Source organism: Halobellus sp. GM3, from assembly GCF_052545375.1.
Genome location: NZ_JBQWLT010000001.1, coordinates 224,521 through 247,810, shown reverse-complemented (window position 1 = coordinate 247,810; position 23,290 = coordinate 224,521). Strand labels below are relative to the sequence as shown.

15 protein-coding genes are annotated in these 23,290 nt (G+C 68.0%); 8 read left to right on the top strand and 7 right to left on the bottom strand.

What is annotated here, in order from left to right:
- Window positions 1–18 precede the first annotated feature (18 nt).
- Window positions 19–675: an NAD-binding protein gene (locus tag ACT3HL_RS01240; protein WP_445084984.1), complete on the top strand. Its 657-nt coding sequence runs from the start codon at window positions 19–21 to the stop codon at window positions 673–675.
- A 354-nt stretch (window positions 676–1,029) separates the two neighbouring features.
- On the opposite strand, the gene ACT3HL_RS01235 is transcribed toward ACT3HL_RS01240, so the two are convergent.
- Genes ACT3HL_RS01235 through ACT3HL_RS01225 form a run of 3 tightly spaced genes read right to left on the bottom strand, consistent with a single transcriptional unit; the run spans window position 1,030 to window position 3,208 of the window.
- Complete coding sequence (locus tag ACT3HL_RS01235) at window positions 1,030–1,452, bottom strand: DUF6691 family protein (RefSeq protein WP_445084983.1); 423 nt, start codon at window positions 1,450–1,452, stop codon at window positions 1,030–1,032.
- On the bottom strand, window positions 1,449–2,006 hold the full coding sequence (locus ACT3HL_RS01230; RefSeq protein ID WP_445084982.1) for a YeeE/YedE family protein: 558 nt from the start codon (window positions 2,004–2,006) through the stop codon (window positions 1,449–1,451). The genes ACT3HL_RS01235 and ACT3HL_RS01230 overlap by 4 nt, the downstream gene beginning before the upstream one ends.
- 8 nt (window positions 2,007–2,014) lie before the next feature.
- Window positions 2,015–3,208: an MBL fold metallo-hydrolase gene (locus tag ACT3HL_RS01225; RefSeq protein WP_445084981.1), complete on the bottom strand. Its 1,194-nt coding sequence runs from the start codon at window positions 3,206–3,208 to the stop codon at window positions 2,015–2,017.
- A 295-nt stretch (window positions 3,209–3,503) separates the two neighbouring features.
- On the opposite strand from ACT3HL_RS01225, the gene ACT3HL_RS01220 reads away from it, so the two are divergent.
- The 4 genes from ACT3HL_RS01220 (at window position 3,504) to ACT3HL_RS01205 (ending at window position 5,531) form a co-directional block, all read left to right on the top strand.
- Window positions 3,504–3,749 (top strand): sulfurtransferase TusA family protein, encoded by a 246-nt coding sequence (locus ACT3HL_RS01220; RefSeq protein ID WP_445084980.1) that lies wholly within the window; start codon window positions 3,504–3,506, stop codon window positions 3,747–3,749.
- Window positions 3,750–3,753: 4 nt separating this feature from the next.
- A complete protein-coding gene (locus tag ACT3HL_RS01215) occupies window positions 3,754–4,137 on the top strand; it encodes a DsrE family protein (RefSeq protein WP_445084979.1) in 384 nt (127 codons plus the stop codon).
- A 2-nt stretch (window positions 4,138–4,139) separates the two neighbouring features.
- Window positions 4,140–4,763, top strand: coding sequence for a DsrE/DsrF/DrsH-like family protein (locus ACT3HL_RS01210; RefSeq protein WP_445084978.1), 624 nt, complete (start codon window positions 4,140–4,142; stop codon window positions 4,761–4,763).
- Window positions 4,764–4,874: 111 nt separating this feature from the next.
- On the top strand, window positions 4,875–5,531 hold the full coding sequence (locus ACT3HL_RS01205) for a DUF7384 family protein (RefSeq protein WP_445084977.1): 657 nt from the start codon (window positions 4,875–4,877) through the stop codon (window positions 5,529–5,531).
- A gap of 57 nt (window positions 5,532–5,588) precedes the next feature.
- Here ACT3HL_RS01205 and ACT3HL_RS01200 read toward each other — a convergent pair whose 3' ends face one another.
- Window positions 5,589–5,687, bottom strand: coding sequence for a TFIIB-type zinc finger domain-containing protein (locus ACT3HL_RS01200; RefSeq protein ID WP_445084976.1), 99 nt, complete (start codon window positions 5,685–5,687; stop codon window positions 5,589–5,591).
- A gap of 144 nt (window positions 5,688–5,831) precedes the next feature.
- Window positions 5,832–6,422, bottom strand: coding sequence for a 50S ribosomal protein L15e (locus tag ACT3HL_RS01195; protein WP_445084975.1), 591 nt, complete (start codon window positions 6,420–6,422; stop codon window positions 5,832–5,834).
- A 217-nt stretch (window positions 6,423–6,639) separates the two neighbouring features.
- Here ACT3HL_RS01195 and ACT3HL_RS01190 point away from each other — a divergent pair, with 217 nt between their 5' ends.
- The 3 genes from ACT3HL_RS01190 to ACT3HL_RS01180 all read left to right on the top strand — a co-directional run bounded on the left by ACT3HL_RS01190 (window position 6,640) and on the right by ACT3HL_RS01180 (window position 10,896).
- Window positions 6,640–6,954, top strand: a complete 315-nt coding sequence (locus ACT3HL_RS01190; protein ID WP_445084974.1) for an EMC6-like membrane protein — start codon at window positions 6,640–6,642, stop codon at window positions 6,952–6,954.
- 3 nt (window positions 6,955–6,957) lie between these two features.
- The gene (locus ACT3HL_RS01185; protein WP_445084973.1) at window positions 6,958–8,787 is read left to right on the top strand and encodes a ribosome biogenesis/translation initiation ATPase RLI; all 1,830 of its coding nucleotides are present in this window, start codon (window positions 6,958–6,960) and stop codon (window positions 8,785–8,787) included.
- Between the two features lie 141 nt (window positions 8,788–8,928).
- On the top strand, window positions 8,929–10,896 hold the full coding sequence (locus ACT3HL_RS01180) for a bacterio-opsin activator domain-containing protein (protein ID WP_445084972.1): 1,968 nt from the start codon (window positions 8,929–8,931) through the stop codon (window positions 10,894–10,896).
- 23 nt (window positions 10,897–10,919) lie between these two features.
- On the opposite strand, the gene ACT3HL_RS01175 is transcribed toward ACT3HL_RS01180, so the two are convergent.
- Complete coding sequence (locus ACT3HL_RS01175; RefSeq protein WP_445084971.1) at window positions 10,920–13,082, bottom strand: histidine kinase N-terminal 7TM domain-containing protein; 2,163 nt, start codon at window positions 13,080–13,082, stop codon at window positions 10,920–10,922.
- A gap of 77 nt (window positions 13,083–13,159) precedes the next feature.
- On the bottom strand, window positions 13,160–23,152 hold the full coding sequence (locus ACT3HL_RS01170) for a PKD domain-containing protein (RefSeq protein ID WP_445084970.1): 9,993 nt from the start codon (window positions 23,150–23,152) through the stop codon (window positions 13,160–13,162).
- Window positions 23,153–23,290 lie beyond the last annotated feature (138 nt).

Here is a 23,290-nt window from a genome sequence, read left to right as displayed (position 1 = left end):
AGTGCGTTACGTTGGCATATGTCGTACATTATCGTCGGCTACGGACGGGTCGGCTCGCGGACGGCCCGGATTCTTTTCGAGGAGGGACACCCCGTCGTCGTCGTCGAGAACGATCCCGATAAGGCCGATCGCGCCCGCGAGGCCGGCTTCGAGGTCGTCGAGGGCGACGGCAGCAACGAGTCGGTACTGAAGCGCGCGGGCGTCGAGAACGCGGTCGCCGTCGGCGGGCTCACGGGCGATCCGAACGTGAACTTCGCGGTCTGTATGATCGGCAAGCGGTTCGGCTGCCGGGTCGCGATGCGGATCAGCGAGGATTACAGAGAGGAGATCTACGAGCGGTACGCCGAGGACGTCGACGAGGTGATCTACCCCGAGCGGCTCGGCGCGGCGGGCGCGAAGACGGCGCTTTTGGGCGGCAGCTTCAACGCCATCGGCGAGCTGACCGAACAGCTTCGACTCACCACCGTGACGATCCCCGAGGGGTCGCCGGCGGTCGGGCAGAAGGTGAACGACATCGACCTCGACGACTTCGGGCGCGTCTACGCGCACGGGCGCGACGGCGAGCCCATGACGATTCCGCTTCCCGGCACCGTCGTCGAACCCGGCGATCAGCTCGCGCTCGTCGTCGATCAGGACAGCCTCGACCGGACGAAGTCCGCGCTGCTCGGTGCGTGAGGCACGACCGATGGTACAAGCGTTTGCACGTCAGTGCACACTCGGTCGCCCGACCGCGTGCGGTCGGATGCGCAAAACGGTGTAAACGCTACGATAGAGAGATCGTTCGACCCGTCGGTCCGGACTCCATCGCTCGAATGTGGGATGCGTCGTCGCGGAACGACGACGCCGTCCACCGGGGGAAACGTTCGCGGTCGGGCGCGCAGCGAGCGGATGGGAACGTGAAGACCGGCCGTTTCGGCACTCGCCGCGACGGCCGGCAGTACGAGGCCGTCAAGCACTGGTACCCGGTGCGCGCCCGATCGGATGCTATTTCGTAATGTACTTAAAACCGCGTCAGACGGCGGTGAGGCCCTATCGGCTCCGCCAGTAGCCCTGCGCGTACGCGCCGAGGAACATCCCGGCGAGCGCCCACAGGATGGTGACGTTGCCGATGCCGAGGCTGGCGTAGGCCGCGCCCGGGCAGATGCCGGACAGCCCCCAGCCGACGCCGAAGATCGCGCCGCCGATCAGCACGTTCCGATCGAACGACTTCAGCCGCCGTTCATACAGATCTCCGGTCAGCGGCGCGCTATCGCGAATCCGGGGCATCACCCAGAAGGCGATTCCGGAGACGATCGCCGCGCCGAACATCACGAAGGGCAACCCGAGATCGTCGAACTGGAGGAAATCGAGCACGACCTCCGGTCGCGCCATGTGGCTGAAGCCGAGGCCGAATCCGAAGATCAGGCCGCCGACGAGGACCAGCGGCACGAAGAGAGGATGTCGGTCACTCATGGACTCACCCCCAGTGCGGCGATGACCTGGGCCGTCACGATGGCGACGAGCAGGAACGTCGCCACGCCGACGAGGGAGGTCTTCGACGCCGAGCCGACGCCGCAGACGCCGTGGCCCGACGTGCATCCCTTGCCGATCCGGGTACCGATCCCGACGAGGATGCCGCCGAGGAACAGCCGCCAAGGCTGGACGTCCGTCAGCCAGAGCGTGATGCCCCCAACCTCGTACAGTTCGCCGGTCGAGCCGGGTTCGTACAGCGACGTCGTGAGTACCCCGGACTGGACTGTCGCGGCGAACGCCAGCCCGCCGAGGACGATGCCGAGCGTGAAGACGAGCCGCCAGTCCCGCGAGGAGACGTACCGCTGGAACCGCGACTGGTCGGAGAAATACGACAGCGTCGATTCGAGGAACGTGCTCGCGCCGGCCGGAATGCCCGTGCCGATGTAGATCACGACCACGCCGAGACCGACGAGCATCCCCCCGACCGCGTATCGACTGATCCCGTTGGGGAACAGCTCTGCGGCCAGTTGCAGCGGAAGTGGATCAATCACCATTGGTCTCTTCAGTCACCGGCGAGCGATTCCTGGCTGGCGGCGCAGTTGTTGGGGCCGAGTTCGAGGGTGAACGCCTCCTCGTCGTCGACGGCGTTCTGCCCGAGGTTCGTCGCGATGATGTCCTCGTAGTTCGCCGGCCGCGGCGGCATGTCCGACAGGATCAGTTCCACGAACTCGTCCTCATCCATCGTGAGCGCGTCCATCTGTGTGAGCAGTTGGTCGAGCGGGGCAGTATAGGTTCCGTCGTCGGCGGGTTCGGCCGCGTCGCTGAAGTGGGCGCCGCCGACGAGGGTGTCTTCGGGCAGCGTGAGCACGCGCTCTTGCAGGGACTCATAGAGCATCCGCGCGGCGTCGGGCGCGCCCTCGTCGCCGTCTTCGAGGTCCGGGCGCGCGACGCTCTCGATGAACAGCCCGTCGCCCGTCGCCAGGAGGCTCTCGTCGAGGAGATACGAAGTCATGCCCGTCGTATGGCCCGGCGTGAACACCGTCTCGACGGTCGCCTCGCCCACGGCGAAGGTGTCGCCGTCTTCGGCGGTCGTGAGTTCGTCCGCGTACGTGACCCCGCGGTCGACCGCGGCCGCGGGAATGACCCCCTCGACGCCTTCAGCATCCAGATCCCGGATGCCCGAGATGTGGTCCGCGTGGATGTGCGTGTCGAACGCGTACGTCAACTCAACGCCGAGGTCCTCGACATCCTCGAGGTAGCGGTCGGTGAACGCGCGGAGGGGGTCGACGACGGCGGCCTCGTCGCCGTCGACGAGCAGGTAGCCCAGACAGCCCGAGGAGGGCCGCTGGTACTGGTAGAGTTCGCCCGCGCCCTCGTACGCGGAGACGGCCACGCGCTCGTAGATGCGCGCCCAGCCGTTCATTCCGTCTTCGAGGTGGACCACGTCGTAGCCGCGATCCTTCAGGGTCCCAGCGACGAACTCGCTGGCGCCGCCCTTCGCGCAGAGAACGGTCACCTCGCGGTCCGTGGGGATCTGCTCGAGGACGTCCGCGTCGATGTCGTCCTCGAGGAACTCGAAGTAGGGGACGTTGATCGAAGTGACGTTCTCGGCGTCGATGTGCCACTCGTCGTACTCGGAACTCATCCGGGCGTCGAGGACGGTGACGTCCTCGCCGCCGTCGATCTGCGCCTTCAGCGTCTCCGGGGCGACCGCCTCGACGGTCGCGTCCGGAGTCGGGAAGTCTTCGGGATTCATATCGTCATCGCCTCCTACTGGGTGGCGACACAAAAACATTCGGATAGTAGTTCAATTAGTGTGCAATACAATAGGTGCATAATAGCGCAGCTTGTTCGGGAAAAACGTAACGTCTGATCCGTAAGAAGTGCATTATAGGGCGATTCAATGGAGTGTTGAAGGACTCACACGCACGCGTGAGATACGGATATACGGCCCACAGTTGTTTGCAGTAGGCACAAGAACCGACATTCTTTTAATCGTCGCACCGATATTGTGTGATAGCTCCAATACGAAGCAACGGAGCGGACCTACCATGAGTGAAGAACTCGACATCACAGAGACGCTCGACGTGAAAGGCGCATCGTGCCCGATGCCGGTTGTCAAGACGAAGTCTGCCATCGACGACCTCGCGGAGGGGGACGTCTTGGAAGTGCTCGCGACCGACCCGGGAAGTATGAGCGATCTCGACGGCTGGGCGGCGGGAACCGACGGCGTCGAGATGATCGATCAGGTCGAAGGCGAGGACGTGTACAAACACTACGTCCGCAAGACGGAGTGAGCCGATGGAGAAGATCGGAATCATCGTCGACAGCGACAGTCCGAAGAGCCTCGCGATGGCGATGAACCTCGGACACACCGCGCTGGCGACCGACACCGAGGTGCTCGTCTACTTCACCTTCGACGGGCTGACGCACCTGCTGGAGGGCGAGAAGGACGTCTCCGAGATCGAACCGCTCCTCGAGGAGGGGATGCCGAACCCCTACGACCTGCTTGACGCGTTCGTCGCCGACGGCGGCGACCTCGTCACGACGGTCGCCTGCACGACGACGCTCGACATGCTCGCGTGGGACCAAGACGCGATCGATGACTCGGTGACGAGCACGTTCGCCGGCGCGGCGACGTTCCTCGAGGCGGTCGAGGACGCAGACCAAGTGTTCAGTTTCTAACGATGAGCACGGAGACACCCGACACGGCGGCGGAGGGCACGCGGAACGACGAGGCACCCCAAGACGGCTCGGCGGCGACAGACGCCGACGCCCCATCGCGGGCCGAACTCGCCGCACGCGTCGACGAACTCGAAGCGCAACTGGCCGAGGTCGCGGCCGCCGACAGCGAGAAGAAGATGTCCATCATCGCCACGAAGGGGACGCTCGATATGGCGTACCCGCCGCTCATCCTCGCGAGCACGGCCGCCGCATTCGGCTACGACGTGACCGTGTTCCACACGTTCTGGGGGCTGGACATCCTCCACGAGGAGCGCTCGAAGAACCTCAAACTCAGCTCCGTCGGCAACCCCAATATGCCGGTGCCGAACGTGGTCGGCGCGCTCCCCGGGATGGACCGCGTGACGACATCGATGATGGAGAAGAAGATCGACGACAACGACACCGCGACCATCGAGGAACTCATCGAGACGTCGCTGGACATGGGCGTGGAGTTCCAAGCCTGCCAGATGACGATCGAACTGATGGACTACGACGAGGACGACTTCTACGACGGCGTCACGACCGGCGTCGGCGCGGCGACGGCCATTCAGGACATGGCCGACGCGGACATCCAACTGCTCGTCTAGGCGAGGCGGTCGAATTCCGGGCAAACGTCTCGACGGCGGACGCATCGACGGACGGCAGTGGACCGAACGGCGGACGGCAGCCTTCTTGTTCTCGGCGGACGCAGGCGGCGTATGGAATCGTGGCGCACGCTCTTCGAGCGCGCCGAGGCGTACGACGTCGACGAGACCGCGGTCCGAGAGGCGATCGAGACCGTCCGCGAGGACGAGGACCGACACGAACGCCGCGCGGAGACCTCAGGGTGGGACGGTGTCGACGGGGGCGGCGAGCGGGCATCGACGGGTGAAGCCGCGTCGCCGCCGGCCGAATCGAACCCGGCCCGCGTCGTCGCCGACGCCGACGTCCTCGCGGCCGACCTCCTCGTCGGCGGCGACGCCCGGGACGCGCTTGACCACCTCCGGGAGCACTCGTGGACGACCCTGCTCGCGAGCGGCCCGCTCCTTGACGACGCGGAGGCCGTCCTCTCCGATCTCACCGAATCCGACCTCGCCGCCGCGTGGCGCGAGCGCGCCGAGGCGTGGGTCGAGTCTGTCGCCCAGCCGCCCGGCGATCACCCCGCGCTCGCGACCGCCTACCGCGGCGGCGCGATGCATCTCCTCTCGTACGACGAGCGGCTCCTCTCGGCGAAGGCGGGGGCGGCGCTCGGCGGCCGCCTCTCCGTGAGCGCACGCCATCCGCGGGCGTTCGCGACGCTCTTCGACGCCGAGAGCCTCTACCGGGAGGTCGTCGGCGACGCGTATCCGGGACCGGATCGCGACCCGCGTGAGTGACCGGCGAGCGTTCGCCCCGCTACCGCCATCCGGCCGTCGACCCAAATCGGGCGTCGACTAACTGTGCCAGCGGAGCCCGCAGTTGTCGCAGACGTTCGGTCCGTCGTCTTCGCTCTCGAACTCCGTCGATCCGCACTTGGGACACGCTTCGTCCATACGTGCGACTCTGCGAACTGGCAGTAAAAAGGCGGCGGGCGGTTCCCGCGGTGTGAAAAATGCGGTCGCGACGGAGCATACGGCGTTCCCGGCGCGAACGCGAGTCGCGAAAAACGAGTCCACGACCCCGCGGACCGGCCGCAGTTACTTCCCGCGTCGGCGGTCCGAGGAGATGCTCGGGCGGGTGTGCTCTGCGCCCTTGCCGCGGGTGCGGAGCCCGCGGTTCGACTTCCCGGCGTTGGTCAGCCCGCGGAAGGCGCGGCCGCGGTGGTCGTCCGCACAGATCCAGTTGAGGTCGTCGTCGCTCTGGATCGCAGGGTGTTCGGGATCGATAAGGATCACTTCGTGCCACTTCTGGGAGCCGTCCTCGCCGACCCAGTAGGACGCGAGCGTCCGGAGGTTCGGGTGCTTCCGGGCGGCGCGCTCTTCGGCGATTCGCTGAATGCTCTTGCGGCGGCCGATGCGGTTGACGCCCTGCCGCTTGCTGCGGCGGCCGGCCTTGAACCGCTGCTTGCGGGCGTTGCCCTTCCGGACGGCGACGCGCACGACGACGATTCCCTGTTTGGCCTTGTATCCGAGTTCGCGGGCCTTGTCGAGGCGCGTCGGTCGGTCGATTCGGACGATGGCGCCCTGATCGCGCCACTCCTGCTTTCTTCGCCACTGCAGCTCGGCGAGCTTGCCGTCGCCGGGCTGCTTCCACGCTTCCTTGATGTGTGAGTAGAAACTTCGTGCCATTGGTTTCACCACGGGCGCTTGCGATTCGGGGGACGTTCGACGTCCGCCCACATTTCGTCCCGATCCCTCGGGTGCCCACTGGCGTCCCGTCCGACCAGCGAGTTGCCGGAACTTCCGGCGTGGCGCTCTTAACCACTTCGAAAGCCCGCGAGCGTTCGCGTCGGCGGCCGGCTACCGGAACGAACGGCTTTTGACGCCGGGTGTCGGAGGCGTACGTATGGCCACGGAAACGCAGAGCGGGCTCTCCGATCATCTCCGGGGGGTCACGGTCACCACGATCGCCTGTCTCGCCGGCGTCGTCGCCGCGCTGGCGTCGGCCAGGTTCGTCGGGACCGCGGTCGCCGACGCGGCGAGCCAGCAGTCGCTTCTGATCGTCGTCGCGCTCGTCCTCGCGCAGTTCCCGATCCTGCGCGTCGTCGGCATCGACATCTCCGAGTTCGGGGCGAAAGACTACCTCTACGTGACGTTTATGACGTTCACGCTGTGGTTCATCACGTTCGGCGTCCTCCTGACGGAAGGTGTCGCGCTGTAAGTCATGGCTGACGACAGCATCGCGGTCGTCGACCTCGATCGGTGTCAGCCCGACCGCTGCAGCTACGAGTGTGCGAACTACTGTCCGCCGAACCGGACGGGCAAAGAGTGCATCGTCACTCGCGGGGAGTACTACGAGGAGGACGAACCCTACGACGGCGGCCCGGAGCAGATCCGGATCTCCGAGGAGGTCTGTCTCGGCGAGACCTGCGGGATCTGCGTCGAGAAGTGCCCCTTCGACGCGATCGAGATCATCAACCTACCGACCGAACTCGAAGACGACCCCGTCCACCGCTACGGCGAGAACGCGTTCGCGCTCTACGGGCTGCCGGTGCCGGAATCCGGCACCGTAACGGGGATTCTCGGACCGAACGGCATCGGGAAGACGACCGCGGTCCGGGCGCTCGCCGGCGAGATGGTCCCGAACCTCGGCGCGCACGGACAGGAGGCGACGTGGGAGGCAGTCCTCGATCGCTTCCGGGGGACGGAGCTTCAGACGTACATCGAGCGGGTGCGCGAGGGAGAGGTCACCATCGCGCGCAAGCCCCAGTACGTCGATCAGATCCCCAAGCAGTTCGACGGGACGACGATCGAACTGCTCGAGTCGACGGACGAGCGCGGCGCGCTCGACGACTACGTCGATCGGCTCGGCATCCGGCCGGTCGTCGACCAGCCGCTCGATACGCTCTCGGGCGGGGAACTCCAGCGCGTCGCGCTCGCGGCCACGCTCGCGCGCGACCGCGACTTCTACTTCCTCGACGAGGTCTCGCCGTACCTCGACATCGGCCAGCGCGTCACCGCGGCGCGGCTCATCCGCGAACTCGCCGAGGACGAGGGGCGCGCCGTACTCGTTGTCGAACACGACCTCGCGATCTTGGACCTGCTCGCGGACTCGCTGCACGTCGCCTACGGCGAGCCCGGCGCGTTCGGTGTCATCACGGACCCGAAGTCCGTCCGAAATGGCATCAACGAGTATCTCACGGGGTATCTCTCCAACGAGAATATGCGGATCCGCCCCGGCGAGATCGAGTTCCACGAGCACGCCCCCCGGGAGACGTCGAAGGCGGCGCCGCTCGTGGAGTACCCGGCGATCTCGAAGTCCTACGGCGAGGGCGAGTTCTCGCTGGACGTCGATCCGGGAACGATCTACGAGTCGGAGGTGCTGGGCGTCGTCGGCCCCAACGGGATCGGGAAGTCGACGCTCGCGAAGCTGTTCACGGGCGCGCTCGAACCCGACGAGGGCGAACTCGACTTCCGGCTCGACATCTCGTATAAGCCGCAGTACATCGAGATCGACCAGCCGATGCGCGTCGACGCGTTCCTCTCGTCGATCACGAACGACTTCGGGACGTCGTACTGGAACACGGAGGTGGCGAACCCCCTCCAGTTGAACCGCATCATGGAGCGGAACCTCGAGGACCTCTCCGGCGGGGAGCGCCAGCGCGTCGCCATCGCGGCGTGCCTCTCCGAGGACGCCGACCTGTACGTGATGGACGAGCCCTCCGCGCACCTCGACGTCGAACAGCGCGTGCAGGCGACGACCGCCATCCGTCGCTACGCGGAGAACCACGACGAGACGGTGCTCGTCATCGACCACGACATCTATATGATCGATCTGCTGGCGGATCGACTGATGGTGTTCGACGGCGAGCCCTCCGAGTACGGTCACGCGACGGCACCCCAGGAGATGCGCGAGGGAATGAACGACTTCCTCGGGGATCTCGACATCACGTTCCGCCGCGACGAGCGGACCCAGCGGCCCCGCATCAACAAGCCCGACTCCCAGCTCGACCGCAAGCAGAAGAAGCAGGGCGAGTACTACTACGCTCCCTAGGCCGCGAACCGAGCGTGAACCCGTCTCCGCCGGCTCGACGCGCGCTCGCGACTGATCTGACGAGCGCCCGTTGCACCCTCCGCGGGCGACGGCGAGCGGAAGATTAACGTACCGGCCTTCATATGTAGGTACGATTTCACGGTGTCCTCTGACGCAACGGCCGACGGCACGCCGATAGACGTCCTCCTCGTCGACGACAACGAGCAGTGGGCGCGGTTCCTTTCGCAGGACCTCGAACGGAAGAACGAGAGGCTGCACGTCTCGATCGCGACGAGCGCCAACGAGGCGTTACAGCGACTGCGCGGACCGGACGACTGCGACTGCCTCGTCACGGATTACCAGATGCCGGAGGTAAACGGGATCCAGCTTCTCGAACGGGTCCGAGGGGAGGACCGGGAGATTCCGATACTGCTTCTCACCGGCGAGGGGGCCGAGGACGTCGCCGCGGAGGCGATCAGCCTCGGGGCGAGCGACTATCTGATCAAGGATCCGAAGGCCGATCAGACGACCCTCCTCGAGCGGCGCATCAGCGCCGCCGTCGAGCAGCACCGCCTCCAGCAGTCGATCGCCGAAAGCGAAGAGCGGTACCGGACAGTCACAGAACAGAGCAGCGACGCGATCGTGATCGTTCAGGACGGGCGCGCCGCGTTCTGGAACCGCCGGCTGGCCGAACTCGTGGGCTACGAGGGGCCAGGGCTCGACGCGTTCGATCCCGTCGAGAAGTTGGTACACCCAGAGGACAGGGCGGCCGTTCGAGACGCGATCGACGCGTGGTACGACGGATCGGACGACGAGGGCCTGCAGGAGGCGCGGATCCTCACCCGCGAGGGGGAGACACGCCACTGGGAGCTCGCGGGGCGGGCGATCACGTACGCGGAAGCGCCGGCCGTGCTCATCTCCGCGCGCGACGTCACACGGCGGAAGCGCCGGAAGCGCGAACTGGAGTGGGAGCGGGAGCTGAACCGCAACGTCCAGCGGGCGCTGGTCGAGTCGCGGACGCGCGAAGACCTCGAGGGGACGGTCTGTGAGCAGCTCCACCAGTACGGCTACGCGCTCGCGTGGATCGGACGCGTCGCCGACGGCGAACTCCGCCCCGACAGCGTCTGTGGCGACAGTTCGTACGTCGATTCAGTCACGCTCTCGCTCGACGACGAACACGACACCGAGCCGAGCGTATGGGCCGCTCGGTCGAGGGAGCCGGCGTTCGTCGACGACTTCGAGGAGCTCTTCGCGACGGGCTGGCGGGACGCGGCCCGCGAGGCCGGATACCGCTCCGGTGCGGCGCTCCCGATCGTTCACGACGGCATCTTCTACGGCGTTCTCGCGGTGTACGATCGCCGGTCGCCGCGGTTCGACGAGACCGAGCGATCGCTGCTGCTGTCGCTCGCGGAGACTACCGCCTTCGCGATCCACAGCATCGAAACGCACCGCGCGCTCGCCTCGCGACACGTGGTCGAACTCGGTCTGCGACTCCACGGAGACGGCTACTACCTGAACGAGGTCGCCCAGCGGATGAGCGGAGGCGATACCGACAGTCGGGTCGTCGTCGAGGGGACGGTCCCCTACGAGGAAGGACGGACGATTCAGTATCTCACCGCCGAGGGCATCGCCGAGGACGCCGTTCGAGCGGCCGCGACCGAGCACCCGGCGGTCGTCGACGTCGACACGGTCTGGACGACCGACGACAGCGGCCGCTTCACCGTCGTCGTCGACGGCCCGACGCCCGAGTCCCGGCTCGCGGATCTCGGCGCCGTCGTCCGCGAAACGGTCGTCCGCGCCGACGGGGCGACGCTACACGTCGAGATCGCCGCCACGCAGGACCCGAGCGGCGTGATCGAGCGGCTCGAATCCGAGTATCCGACGGTGTCGGTCGAGTCGCTCGTCGAGACCGATCGGGAGGTCGATTCCCCGGCTGTGAAGCGGCTCACGGGCGAACTCACCGACAAGCAGGCCGTCGCGCTCCGGGCCGCGTTCCATCAGGGCTACTTCGAGTCGCCGCGAAAGAGCAGCGCGACGGCGGTCGCGGCGTCGCTCGGCGTGAGCCACTCGACGTTCCTGCAGCACCTCCGCGCCGCCCAGCAAAAGGTCTTCGGCGAGATGTACGGCTAGGGCGGCCCGGGTCGACTGCCCGCTCACCGCCCGACCGCGCTGCTCGCGGACTCGCCGCCACCGTCGGACGCGCGCTCGTCGGCGACGATCGGTAGCGTCACCCTGACAGCCGCCCCGCCCAGGCTCTCGGACTCGGAGATGGTCACGCTGCCGCCGTACTGATCGACGAGCGTGCGGACGAGATACAGCCCGAACCCGGTCCCGTCGCTCCCGCGGAGCGTCCGGCCCTCCTGGAAGACGGCGTCCCGCTGCGCCGGGGGGATTCCGGGACCGTTGTCCGCGACCTCGACGACGACGTCGCCGCCGGCGACGCGCGCGGAGACCACGACTTCCGGCTCGTCGCTGTCGTTGTGCTTGACCCCGTTTACGAGCAGGTCTCGAAACAGGGACTCGAGCATGTCGTTCGCGCGGACCGACACGTCGGGGGGCGATCCGTCGAGGCGGACCGTCGCGTCGGGGCGCAGCGTCGAGGTGGTGACAGTCACCCGTTCGAGGAGTGGTAAAAGCGCGACCGGCTCGAGGTCGCCGCGCGACTTCGAGATGGCGGCCACCAGATCTCGAGCCCGGTCGGTGAGATCGACGATCCGTTCGGCCCGCTGTTCGATCCGGTCGAGGGCGTCTCCTTCCCGCTCGTGACCCTGTGCCTCCGGCGGCGACCCGCCCCCGTCGCGGTCGGTACGCCTGTGGAGATTGAGGATGAACGACGCCTCGTTGCGGATGTCGTGTCGGATGATCCCGTTCAGGAGTTCGAGCTTCCGGTTCTGGGCCTCGAGGTCGCGCTCGAACCGCTTGCGGTCCGTGACGTCGGTCTGGACGCCGAGCATTCGGACCGGCTCGCCGTCGTCGTACTCCGCGATGCCCCGCGTCTGGATCCACCGTTCGCCCCCGTCGGCGTGCCGGATTCGAAACGCCGTCTGGTACGGCTCGCCGGTCGCGAGCGCCTCCTCGAGCTGATTCTCGACGGCGGGAAGATCGTCGGGGTGGACCCGATCGGCGAACGCCTCGTACGTCCCGGGGAACCCTCCGGGGTCGTAGCCGTACAGCCGCTCGGACTGCTCGTCCCACAGCACCTCGCCGTCGAGCGTCCACTCCCAGACGCCGGTGTTCGTCCCCTCGAGCGCCAGCCGAAGTCGAGCCGTGAGCTCTTCGAGCTCCCGCTTCTGCCGGACCCGATCGGTCACGTCGTGCAGCACGATCTGTCTCCCGACCACCACCTCGTCTCGGAGGAGCGGGTAGACGGCGACCTCGAGGACGTGCGAGTCCGTCTCGACAGTGACCTTCCGGCGGGTCTCGCTGTCGAGATCGACCGCGTCCGCGAGGTCGCCGAGGACGTCCGTCACCGGTCGACGCCGAACGGTCACGTCGCCGCGGTCCAGAAGCGTCACCGCGGCGTCGTTGGCGCTCGCGATCCGGCCGTCGAGACCGATCGTGAGGACGCCGACGTCAAGCTGTTCGATCGCCGTGCGCCGGGCGATCGGAACGAGCGTGAACAGGTCCCGTCGGTGAACGGAGTACGCGAACGACGCCGCGGTCACGAGGTACGCATAGCCCACGTAGTTCGGTGTCGGCTCTGGGCCGACCGAGAGGAGGTAGAATACACCGCCGAGCCCCGGCGCGAGGGTGCCGACGACGAGCGCGTTCAGGTTCCAGTGATGGATCTCACTGGAGTCGAACGCGGTGCGCACGAGGAGACCGAGCGCGACGAACAAACACGCGTAAGCGAAGGCGACGTAGCCATAGAACAGCGGCCCCGCCTCGTTCCCGAGAATCCAGTAGCCGTTAACCGTGTCGACGGTGAGGCCGCTCCAGAACAGGCCGTGGACGCCGTTCGTGAACACCGAGAGCAGGATGAACACGGGCACGACGAACAGGGCCGCATAGCGCCGCCGAGACATATCGTGGCCGGTGTACACCACGACGTACGCGAGCAGGAGCGCCGGCAGGACCGCGTCTCCGACGTACAGCACCTGGTTCCAGAAGATCTTAGCGCCCCGCTCGACGCTGGCCTGTTCGAGCGCGAACGCGGTCAGCGAGACAACCAGAAGCGACGCGATCGCCGCCGCGAGCAACTGTCCGGGCATTCGCTTTCCGGTCCGTTCGCGCCAGAGCAGGTAGCCGGCGATCGCGGCGGTGAGACAGGCCCCGATGAGCAGCGGCGTGAGGTCCGGGTGCGCCTGCCATACCATGGGCAGAACGATAGCGAGACACGGTAAATACGTTCCGACGACCGGAGAGAACCGGTCGAGAGCGGCGGCGTACCCGACTAGTCGTCCTCGCCGGAGGCCGCTTCCGCGTCGGCGGGGCCCCCGTGCGGGGTCGCCGAATCGACCCGTTCGTCCGCACGCGTCAGGCCGTCTCGGTCCTCGAAGAGCGCCGACGCGTTCGACGCGAGCAGTTCGTGCGCGCGGCGCGCGTCCGATTCGCCGCCGGCCCCAACGTCGGGGAGCGCCCAGCGGACGAGGCGGATATCGTCGGCCCCGTCGAACGCCGCCGGGGACGCGCCGATCGCGAGGACCGTGTCGTAGGTCTCGACGTCGACCGAGTCGAGCGATGTCCGCGTCGTCTCTGACGGCCCCGAAACCCGTGCGACGGCGTTCGACAGCCAGCCGTCGACCGATCGGTCCCGCCGGCCGGTCTCGATTTCGGTCACGGTCACGGTGTCGGTCAGCTCTCGGCGGTCCCGCTCGCGAGCGACGGCCGACGCGGCGAGCCGCGTCCAGCGATCGTCCACGTCGGAGACGACCGCGATGCGGTGCGGCCCAACGCGCTGTCGACCGAGCAGGAACAGGAGGCTCATCAGCCCCGCGAACAGCGAGAGCCCGCCGATCCCCCACGCGAGCGGCGGGAGCTGCGGGAGCCCCAGTCCCGCGCCGAGGCCGTCGCCGCCCTCGGCAGGGGCCGAGCCGCCGTCGGTCGAGACCGAGTCCTCGCCGCTCGGTGGCGCGTCGGGACCGGAGCCGCCGCCGCCCCCGGTGTCGGTGTTCGGCTCGGCCGTGCCGGGCTCTGCGGTGACCGTCCCGTCCTCGGGCGTGCCGGTGACCGTCCCGTCCTCGGGCGTCGTCGACAGAGCGTCGCTCGAACCGCTATCGGACCCGCCCGACCCGTCGGTGTCGTCGGCCGCGGGGACCGAAACCGCGAGCTCGGAGAATCCCGGCGTGTCGACGCTGAACAGGTAGTTGGAGTCACTCGTACGTTCGAGGGTGCTGTCGTGGGCGACCCACGCGTCCCGCGTCGTGTTGTACCGGTAGAACACCACGTCCTCGGGGTCGACGCCCGACGGGAGCTGGTCTTTGCGCACGCGGTAGTCGAACGCGGTGCCGTCGAAGACGGAGCTGTCGACGGAGTAGTTCTGCTCGATGTACTGCACCGACTCCCGGTCCGTCTCGTCGAGCGTGTGGTTCACCGGGTCGTCTTGGTGGGTGATGTTCATCTGGAAGTCCCCGTCGTGGTCCGTGGTCATCCGGATCGTGTCGATGCTCGCGTTCCGGTCTCGGGTCCCGGGCTTCGAGACGTTGATCGAGAACGTCGTGCCCGACTCGACGTTGTTCGCGTCGAGGTTCACCGCCGAGCTGTCGCGGTCGGCGTCGGCGGCCACCTCCTGGACGACGACGTACGTCCGGGTGTTCGAGAGCCAGACGTCGATCTGCGGTTCGTTGCCCGCGTTGCTCAGGATCTGGAGCTGCGCCTCCTTCGTCCCCTGCGAGGAGGGCGTGAAGTTCACTTGGATTTTCTTCGAGTCGCCGGGCTCGAGCGAGAACGGCGCGTCGCTCCCGTCTGAGACCTCGAAGTCGCCGGGGTCCTTCCCGGTGATCTGCGTCGATCTGACGCTGAGGTTCGATTTGGAGCTGTGGAGGTTCCGGACCGTGACGTTGAACGAGACCGTCTCGCCCACGGTCACGTTCCCGAAGTCGACGTTCCGGGGGTTCGCGTCGATCGACGGCGCGACCGCCGAGCCGTTCAGGTCGCGTTCGACGGTCCCGACCGTCGGATCGTCGCTGTCGACCGCGAAGACGGCCGTGTGGTTGCCGGCGTCCGACGGCGCGAACGTCACGTCCACCGATTCGGTCGCACCCGCGGCGACGGTGTCGGGAACGCCCTCGACCGCGAAGGCGGACCTATCCGCGCCGGTGACGGTGACGGACGCAACGTCGAGCGGTTCGGTGCCGTAGTTGGCGATCCGCACGGTCTCGGTGCTCTCGTTGCCCGTCCCGACCTCGCCGAAGTCGACGTCGCCGTCGGGCAGTGCGATCTCCGGGCCGGTACCGGTCCCGTTGAGCGAGATGGTCGTCACGGTTCCGTCGGCAGTCGTCACCCGGAGCGTCGCCGTCTGTTCGCCGCTCCGGACCGGCTCGAACGCGACGTCGACGGAGGCGGTGTCGCCGCTTCCGAGCTCGCCCGGGAGCCCGCCCCCGTCTGTCACCTCGAAGGCGTCCAGCGTCTCGCCGGCGATCGTCACGTCGGTGACATCGGCCGCGTCGCTCCCCTCGTTCGTGAGCCCGACCGTCCGCGTACCCGACTGACCGACCGAGACCGAGCCGAAGCCCTGCGAGGAGTCGTCGACGCTGAGGTCGCTCTCGATGCCCGTCCCCAGCAGGTCCACAGTGAAGTTCGCGACGTGCGTCGCGTTGTGTTCGATCGTCAGCGTCGTCTGGTTCGTCGTCGCCGCCGTCGGCTCGAACGCGACCGCGATCGATCGGCTCGATCCGGGCTGGACGACCGGCAGCGACGTCGCGGCGTCACCGACGACCGAGAACGGCTCCCCGGGATCGCCGAAGCTGACGTTCGTCACGTTCAGCGGCGTCGTCCCGTCGTTCGAGACGGTGATCGACGTGACGTTCGTGGAGTTGCGCGTCGTGTCTCCGAAGTCGATTTCGGTGCGGTCGACGCTGGCGTTCGGCCCTTGGACGACGATCTTGACCGTCCGGTCGTTCTCGTTGCCGGAGGGATCGGTGACGGTCACGGTCTCGCGGAACGTCCCCGGCTTCTCGTACGTGAAGTTGCGCTCGCCGTCGCCCTGATCGACGAGCGTTCCGTCACCGGTGAGGTCCCAGTCGTACCCGTCGATCGCGTCGTTGTCCGTCGATCCCGTCGCGTCGAAGTGTACGGTGTCGTTCACCGAGGGCGTGGTGTCGTTCACTGCCAGCCGGACGTCCGGCGGCTCGCGGTCCTCGACGGTGATCGTCACCGCGTCGGTGTCGATCGCGCCGCCGGCCTCGATCGTCACTTCGACGGTGTGCTCGCCCGTCTCCTCGAAGGTGTGCGTGAAGTTCGCCGATTGGGACTCGAGGGTGCCGTCGACCCGCCACTCGTAGGTCGGCGTCTCTCCGGCGGGGATCGACGCCCGGTCGGCGTCGAATGCGACCTCGCTGCCGAGCGACACCAGCGCGCTGCCGGCCGTGACGTCGGCCACGAGGTCCTCGTCGAGCGCGACGCTGTCGGACTGCCCGTCGGCCCCGTCGTCGCCGTTGACGTTCTCGGCGGTTTCGAGCGTCGCCTCGAACGCGCCGTCCTCGGCGGCCTCGTAGCTCGCGGTGTAGGTGTAGACGCCGCCCGCTTCGCTCACCTCGAAGTCCGCGGCGGTGAGTGTCGTGACGTGGGAGCCGTCCCGCGTGAGGTTGAGCTCGATCGCGCTGAGCTCCTGGTCGGAGTCGATCGAGACGTCGAGCGTCCGCCCGTCCGGATTCGAGATCGCGACGTCGTCAGCCTCGATCACCGGCGGGGCCGCGACCGCGAGCGTTCGCTGCTGTCCGGTCCCCCCGTCGTTGCCCTCCTCGTCCGCGGCGGTTTCGAGCGTCGCCTCGTACTCGCCGTTGCTCGACCCCCCGTACGTGGCGGTGTAGGTGTACGTGCCGGCCGTCTCGCTCGTCTCGAAGGCACCGCCTGAGAGCGTCGCGTCCTCGGGACCGTCGAGGGCGACCGACAGTTCGGCGAGCGGTTCGTCCGTCGTGACAGTCACCCCGACCGACTGTCCCTCCGGGTTCGACAGGGAGAACTCCTGTACGTCCGGCTCGACCGTGTCCTCGACGAGCACGAGCACGTGGTCTGTGTCCTCGTGGCCGCTCGTGTCGTTCGCCGTCAGCGTGACGTTGTAGCGCCCGACCCGATCGAACGTGTGCGTCGGGGTCGCGCCGGTCAAGTTCTCCGACAGCCTAGGAACGTCCCACACGTAGGTGTCGAGTTCGGCGTTGTCGGTCGATCCCGTCCCGTCGAAGGCGAACGGCTCGCCCCGCTCGGCCACGATGTCGCTTCCGGCGTCGGCGGACGGCGGGGTGACGTCGTTCACCGTCACGGTGAGGGTGGTGCTGTTTTCGTTGCCGGCCTCGTCGGTCACGGTCAGCGTCACGGTGTAGTTTCCGGGGCCGTTCTGCTCGCCGGGCGAGAACCGGTAGGTGACGGTCTCGCCGGACTGCTCGGCCGCCTGGTCGTCCTCGGAGAAGTCCGGGAACGACCACTCGTAGCCGGCGAGGTCGGTCCCGTTTTTCGAGGAGCCGCTCGCGTTGAACTCGACGGCGTCGCCCTCGTCGACCGAGAGGTTGCCGTCGGTGATCGTCACGTTCGCGCCGGCGACGGCGCTCGGCGGGCTGACGTCGGCGACGTGGACGTACGTGGTCGCGGTCGAACTGTTGCCGCGGCTGTCGGTCACGTTGAGCGTGACGGCCTTCGTCCCGTGTTCGTCGTAGGTGTGAGTCACCTCCTCGCCGAACTTCTCGAACGCGCCGTCGCCGTCGACGTCCCACTGGAAGGCGTCGGTGTCGGGGGCGGCGAAGCCCTCGCTCGCCCGCGAGCCGCTGGCGTTCAGCGTGACCGTCTGGCCCTCGTCGATCGACTGATTCGCGCCCGGGTTCGCGATGACGAAGGTGTCGTCGACGACGGTCACGTCGAGTTCGGCGGTCGAGGTCTGATTCGCCGTGTCCTCGACGGTCAGCGTGACGGTGTAGTTGCCGTCGGCGGCGTAGGAGTGGCTGACGGTCTCGTTGCCGGGGTCGACGCCGTAGGCTGTGCCGTCGCCGAAGTCCCACGCGTAGCCGTAGACCCCACGGTCGTCCGAGGAGTTCGCCGCCGTGAAGTTCACCGCGTCGGCGACGGTCGTCGAGTTCGCGCCGAACGCGACCGCGGCGGGCGCGCGGTCGGCCGCGACCGTCACCGTCCGGTTGTCGGTCAACTGGACGTCGGGATCGTCCTCGAAGCCGCCGTACTCGACGATGTAGCCGTCGATGTTGCCGTTGTCGGACGCGTAGTCGTTCCACGTCCCGCGGGCCCAGTAGTGCGCGAAGTCCTCGCCGCTGCCCCACTCGTTGGGCTCCCCGCGCGCCCAGTTGGTGTAGTTGCCGTCGACCGCGTCACCGCCGCCGGGGGTCGCGCCGCCGTAGACGGACGCGGGCTCGCCGTCGACGCTTGCGGTCTGCGCGAAGAAGTGGACGCCCCGGAGGTCGCCGTCGGTCTCCTCGCCCTCGGGACCGGTGACCCAGTGCCACTCGCCCTCGTCGCCGCTGTCGGACGCACCGATCCAGCCCTGGCCCGCCAGTTTGTCCGCGATGAAGTCGTTCTCGGCCGACTCGGTGACCGTCGCCAGATACCCCGGGAGCCCGAAGTGATCGCGCTCGGCGGCGGCGTCTCTGGCGTCGAACCAGGTGATCCCGTCGTCCTCCACGAACTCGTAGTAGCGGCCCGTCTCGGGGTTGTAGCGGCTGTCGTTTCCGACAGAGAAAGTGATCTCGCGGTCGGTCTCGTCGGGCTCTGCGGCGGTGTTGTTGTACGTGACGTTCCGGAGCGCCGCCTGATAGTCCGCGGCGGTCCCGTTGCCCGACAGCGAGAGGACGCCGGTCGCGGCGTCGTACTCGACGCCGGTGATGTTTTCCGGCACGTCGCCGGCCGGGACGGCCAGCACGTCCGAATCGGGATCGAAGCCGTCCTCGATGCTGACCTCGGCGCCCTCGAAGTAGCCGTCGTAGCTGATCTCGATGCCGCCGTCGACCACGACCGGCCCGCGGTACTGGACGAAGTCGGTCTGGCCGCCCGTTGCGGTGACCTCGGGCGGGTCCGTAACCGTGGCGGTGAGCGTGTCGGTATCGCTGTTGCCGTCGAAGTCGGTCACGTTCACCTCGACGGTGTAGGTTCCCACCGCGCTGTAGTTGTGCGCGGCCGACGCGCCGGCGGTCGTGTTTCCGTCGCCGAAGTCCCACTCGACGGTGTCGATGCCGACGTTGTCCGTCGAGTTCGTCCCGTCGAAGGTGATGCGCTGGCCGACAGTCGCAGAGACGTCCTCGCCCGCGTCCGCGACGGGGTCGGTCGCGTCGGTGACGGTCACGTTCACCGTGTCGGTCCCGGTGTTGCCGGCCTCGTCGGTGGCGTACAGCGTCACCGTGTAGTTGCCGGCCGCGGCGTACGTGACGCTCGTCGTCTCCCCGGTGGCGTTGATGTCGCCGTTGCCGGTGGTGTCCCACTCGTAGGTCTCGACCGAGGAGAACGCGTCCGTCGAACCGGAGCCGTCGAGGTCGACTGTTCCGCCCTCCGCGACGGTGACGTCGTCGCCCGCATCGGCGGTCGGCGGCGTCACGTCCTCGACGACGACGTACTTCGTCGCGTTCGCCGCGTTTCCGGCGGTGTCGGTGATCGTCAGGTTCGCCCGGTACGTTCCGGGGTCGTCGTAGGTGTGCGTGACGGTCTCGCCGGTGTCGCTCTCGCCGTCGCCGAAGTCCCACTGAAAGGCGCCGGTGTCGGCGAATCCCTCGCTCGCCTCCGACGCGCTGGCGTTGAACTCGACCGTGTCGCCCTCGTCGACCGTCTCGTTCGCGCCCGCGTTCGCCACGAGGACCGTCTCGCCCTGGACGGTGACGCCGATCTCGTCGGTCGCCGTCTGCCCGGTCGTGTCCCTGACCGTCAGCGTAACGGTGTAGTTGCCGTCCCCGGCGTAGGCGTAGGTTACCGTCTCGTTGTTCGAGTCGAAGTCGTAGACGGTCCCGTCGCCGAAGTCCCAGCGGTAGTCGTCGATACCGATCACGTCGCTGGAGTTCGAGGCGTCGAACTCGATGGTCGCGTCGACCTCGGCCGTGACGTTGTTGCCGGCGTCGGCCGTCGGCGGGGAGTTCCGCGTGATCGTCACCGTCCGCGCGTCCCCGGGGGTCGCGACCGGGTCTGCGGGCAGTCCGCCGTACTCGACGAAGTACCCGTCGGCGTCGAACGGCGGGGAGCTATCGGCGGCGTCCATCCACATCCCGTCCGCGCACGAACCGGGACCGGCGCAGAGGTACGCGTAGTCCTGCCCGCCGAACTGCGGGAACTTGTTGTTCGGTTCGTGCCGGGGGTTCCAGTTCTCGTACGCGCCGTCCACGGGGTCGCCGCCGCCGACGTTCCCCCGCTTCGCCCCCGCGTAGGGGCCGAAGCCGGCGACGTGGCCGCCGGTCTGGGTGAAGAAGTGTCGGCCGTCGCCGGCTTCTTCCAACCCCTCGGGGCCGGTGACCCACCGCCACTCGCTCTCGTCGGCCGCGTCGGACGCGCCGATCCAGCCGCCCTCGTCGAACTGCTCGCGCAGGAAGTCGTTCTCCCCCTCGGAGGTGATCGTCGCGAGGTAGCCGCTCATCCCGAAGTGCGAGCGGCCCTCGGCGGCGTCGCGCGCGTCCGCCCACGCGATCGACTCGTCGGAGACGTGTTCGTAGTACCGCCCCGTGTCCGGGTTGTACAGGACGTCGCCGCCGCCCGCGCTGAGACGGAACGCGATCTCGCGGTCGACCTCGGCGGGCGCTGCGGCGGTGTTGTTGTACGTCACGGTGCGGAGCACGGCCTGGTAGTCGTCCGCGGTCGGGGTCTGCCCGCCGGCGTCCGCGAACGAGAGGCTGTCGCCGTCTGCGGTGCCGTCGATCCCGCGGTTATCGGCGACCGTCTCGTCGTATCCGAGTTCGTCCGCGTCCGCGTCGTAGCCGTCGACGATAGTGACCGTGGCCCCGCTGACGTCCTGGGTCCCGTCGGTGACCGTGAGGTTCGAGTCGACGACGACCGCCCCGCCGCGTTCGACGAACGCCGCGGCGCCGGCGCCGGTCTGGAGGCCGGTCGGCTGTTCGACCACGTCGATAGAGACGGACGCCGACGAGTCCGACGGCGTGGGGTCGCTGTAGATCCCCGTGTTCGACGCGCCGACGGTGTGATCGAGATTCCCGGCCGCCTGCCGGCCGACGGTCCCCGAGACCGTGACCGTGACCGTCTCGCCGCTGTCGAGGTCCACGGTGGCGCTCGACAGGTCGATGCTTCGCCCGGAGTCGGTCTGGCCGTCGGTGGTCTCGTACTCCCACTCGACGCCCGTGAGCCCCTCTGCCCCCGTCGGGAGCGAGTTATCGAGGCTGACGTCCGTGGCGTTGTTCGGTCCGTTGTTGGTGACCTCGTACTCGTACTCGACGTATTCGAGGCGGTCGAAGCTCCCGGTCGGCTGTGCGGTGACCGTCGTTTCGAGGTCCGCGGGCACCTGCACGTCGACCTCGCCGATCGCGTGGACGTTGGTCGACCCGCCCGTCGAGCCGGAAAAGCCCATATAGAACGACTCGGGCATGTCCGAACCGATCTTCGAGCGGGTGTACGTGTCGTCGACGACCGTCTCCCACGTGTCGCCGCCGTCCCAACTCATCTGCAGCTCGATCCCGATGTCGTCCTCGCCGCCGGCCGCGGGGTCGATCGTGAGGACGACGTCGCGCCACCCGCCGTCGATGTTTTTCGTCGGCTCCGCCGTGACGAGGTGCGGGTACCACGGGTCGTCACCGCTCGAGGCGCGGTCGCCCGCGCCGCGGATCGTGACCGACTGGTCGGTTCGACCGGGGCCGTCGCCGTGACCGGCCTCCGTGTCCGAGGCGAAGTTCCCGTACTCGTCGAACCCGACGCCGAGATAGCCCGCCGAGATGCCCGGGTCGCCGGAGTAGCCTAGCGAACCGCCCGATGCCCCGGTACGGAAGTCGAGCGGGTCCACCTGCGAGGCGTTCAGCAGGAAGAAGGAGACCCCGTCGGCACCGTCGCCCTCGTTGGCGTAGTAACTGAATTCGGCCGTGATACCCAGATTCGAGGAGAACGGGTTCGTGTAGAGGCCGGTCCCCGCCTGATTGCCCGCCGCCTCCGTCAGGCGGAGGACGGACTCCTCTCGGTTCCCGTCGCCCTCGACGACGCCCGAAACCGCGTCTCCGTCGAACCGCCAGTCGTCGATATCGGCCGTCGACTCCTCGAAGGACTCGCTGACCGGCAGGCTCGAAGAGCTGTTGACGGTCACGGTCTTGGTGTCCGCGATCTGGACGTCGGGGTCGCCGGATCGGCCGCCGTACTCGATCACGTACCCGCCGATGCTCGGCTCGCCGTCGCCCGCCAGCGCGAAGTCCTGCCACGAGTTCGACTCGTCGCTGAAGAAGCCCGCGTAGTCCTGTCCCTCGTAGTCGTTCGGCTGCTCGGCCGCCCAGTTCTCGAAGGCGTCGTCGACGGGGCCGCCGTCGGCCGCACCGGACCAGAACGGGACGCCAGCCAAGTGGTCGCCCGCGGTCTCGTTGCCCTCCGGGCCGGTGACCCAGTGCCACTCGCCCTCGGTTCCGCTGTCGGTGCCGCCGATCCAGACGTCCGCATCGCCGCTCCAACGGTCGTAGACGTGGTTGTTCTCCGCGGAGCTGGTGATCGTCGCGAGGTATCCCCGCTGCCCGAGGTAGGTGCTGCTGTTGGCTTCCCCCCGCGCCTCGGTCCACGTGATCCCGCTGTCGTCCGCGACGTACTCGTAGTAGTGCCCGGTCGCCGCGGAGTAGTTCGCGCCGAGACGGAACTCGATCGTTCGGTTGGCCGTCTCGGGATCGATGCGGTCGTTCGTGAAGTTCACCGTCCGCAACACGGCCTCGTACTCGGCGACCGCGGCGTTGCCGGTGAACGTGAGCACGCCGGCGCTGGAGTCGTAGGCGCCCGAGATGCCGGCGTCGCCGGCGGTCGTGTCGTTGTACGCGAGCTCGTCGCCCGCCCCGCGGTTCTCCGTGATCGCCACGCGCGCGCCGTCGAGTTGCGTCGATCCGCCCGGGTCCGAGACGTTCAGATCCGGATCGACTCGTACCGCCGCACCCGCGTCGGCGTCGAACTCGACTGACCCCTCGCTGGCGTCGACTTCCGGGACCGAGCTCCCGTCCTGCGCCGCCGCGACGCCGGTCCCGAGCGGGACGCCCGCCACGACCGAGAGGATCATCACCGCAGAAAGCGCCACCGCACGGACCTGCTCCCGCGTTGATCGTTTCGGCCGCCGTGCCCCGGTCATGCGTCGGGCCCCGCTTCGAGAGTACCGGAGACGTCGTCGGAACGCGCCGACCGCCGAACCGACGACGAGAGGAGACCGCAAACCGCGCCCCGTTCGAAAACCGATCGCACATCCGCCGCCCCTGTTGCCGACGCGCGT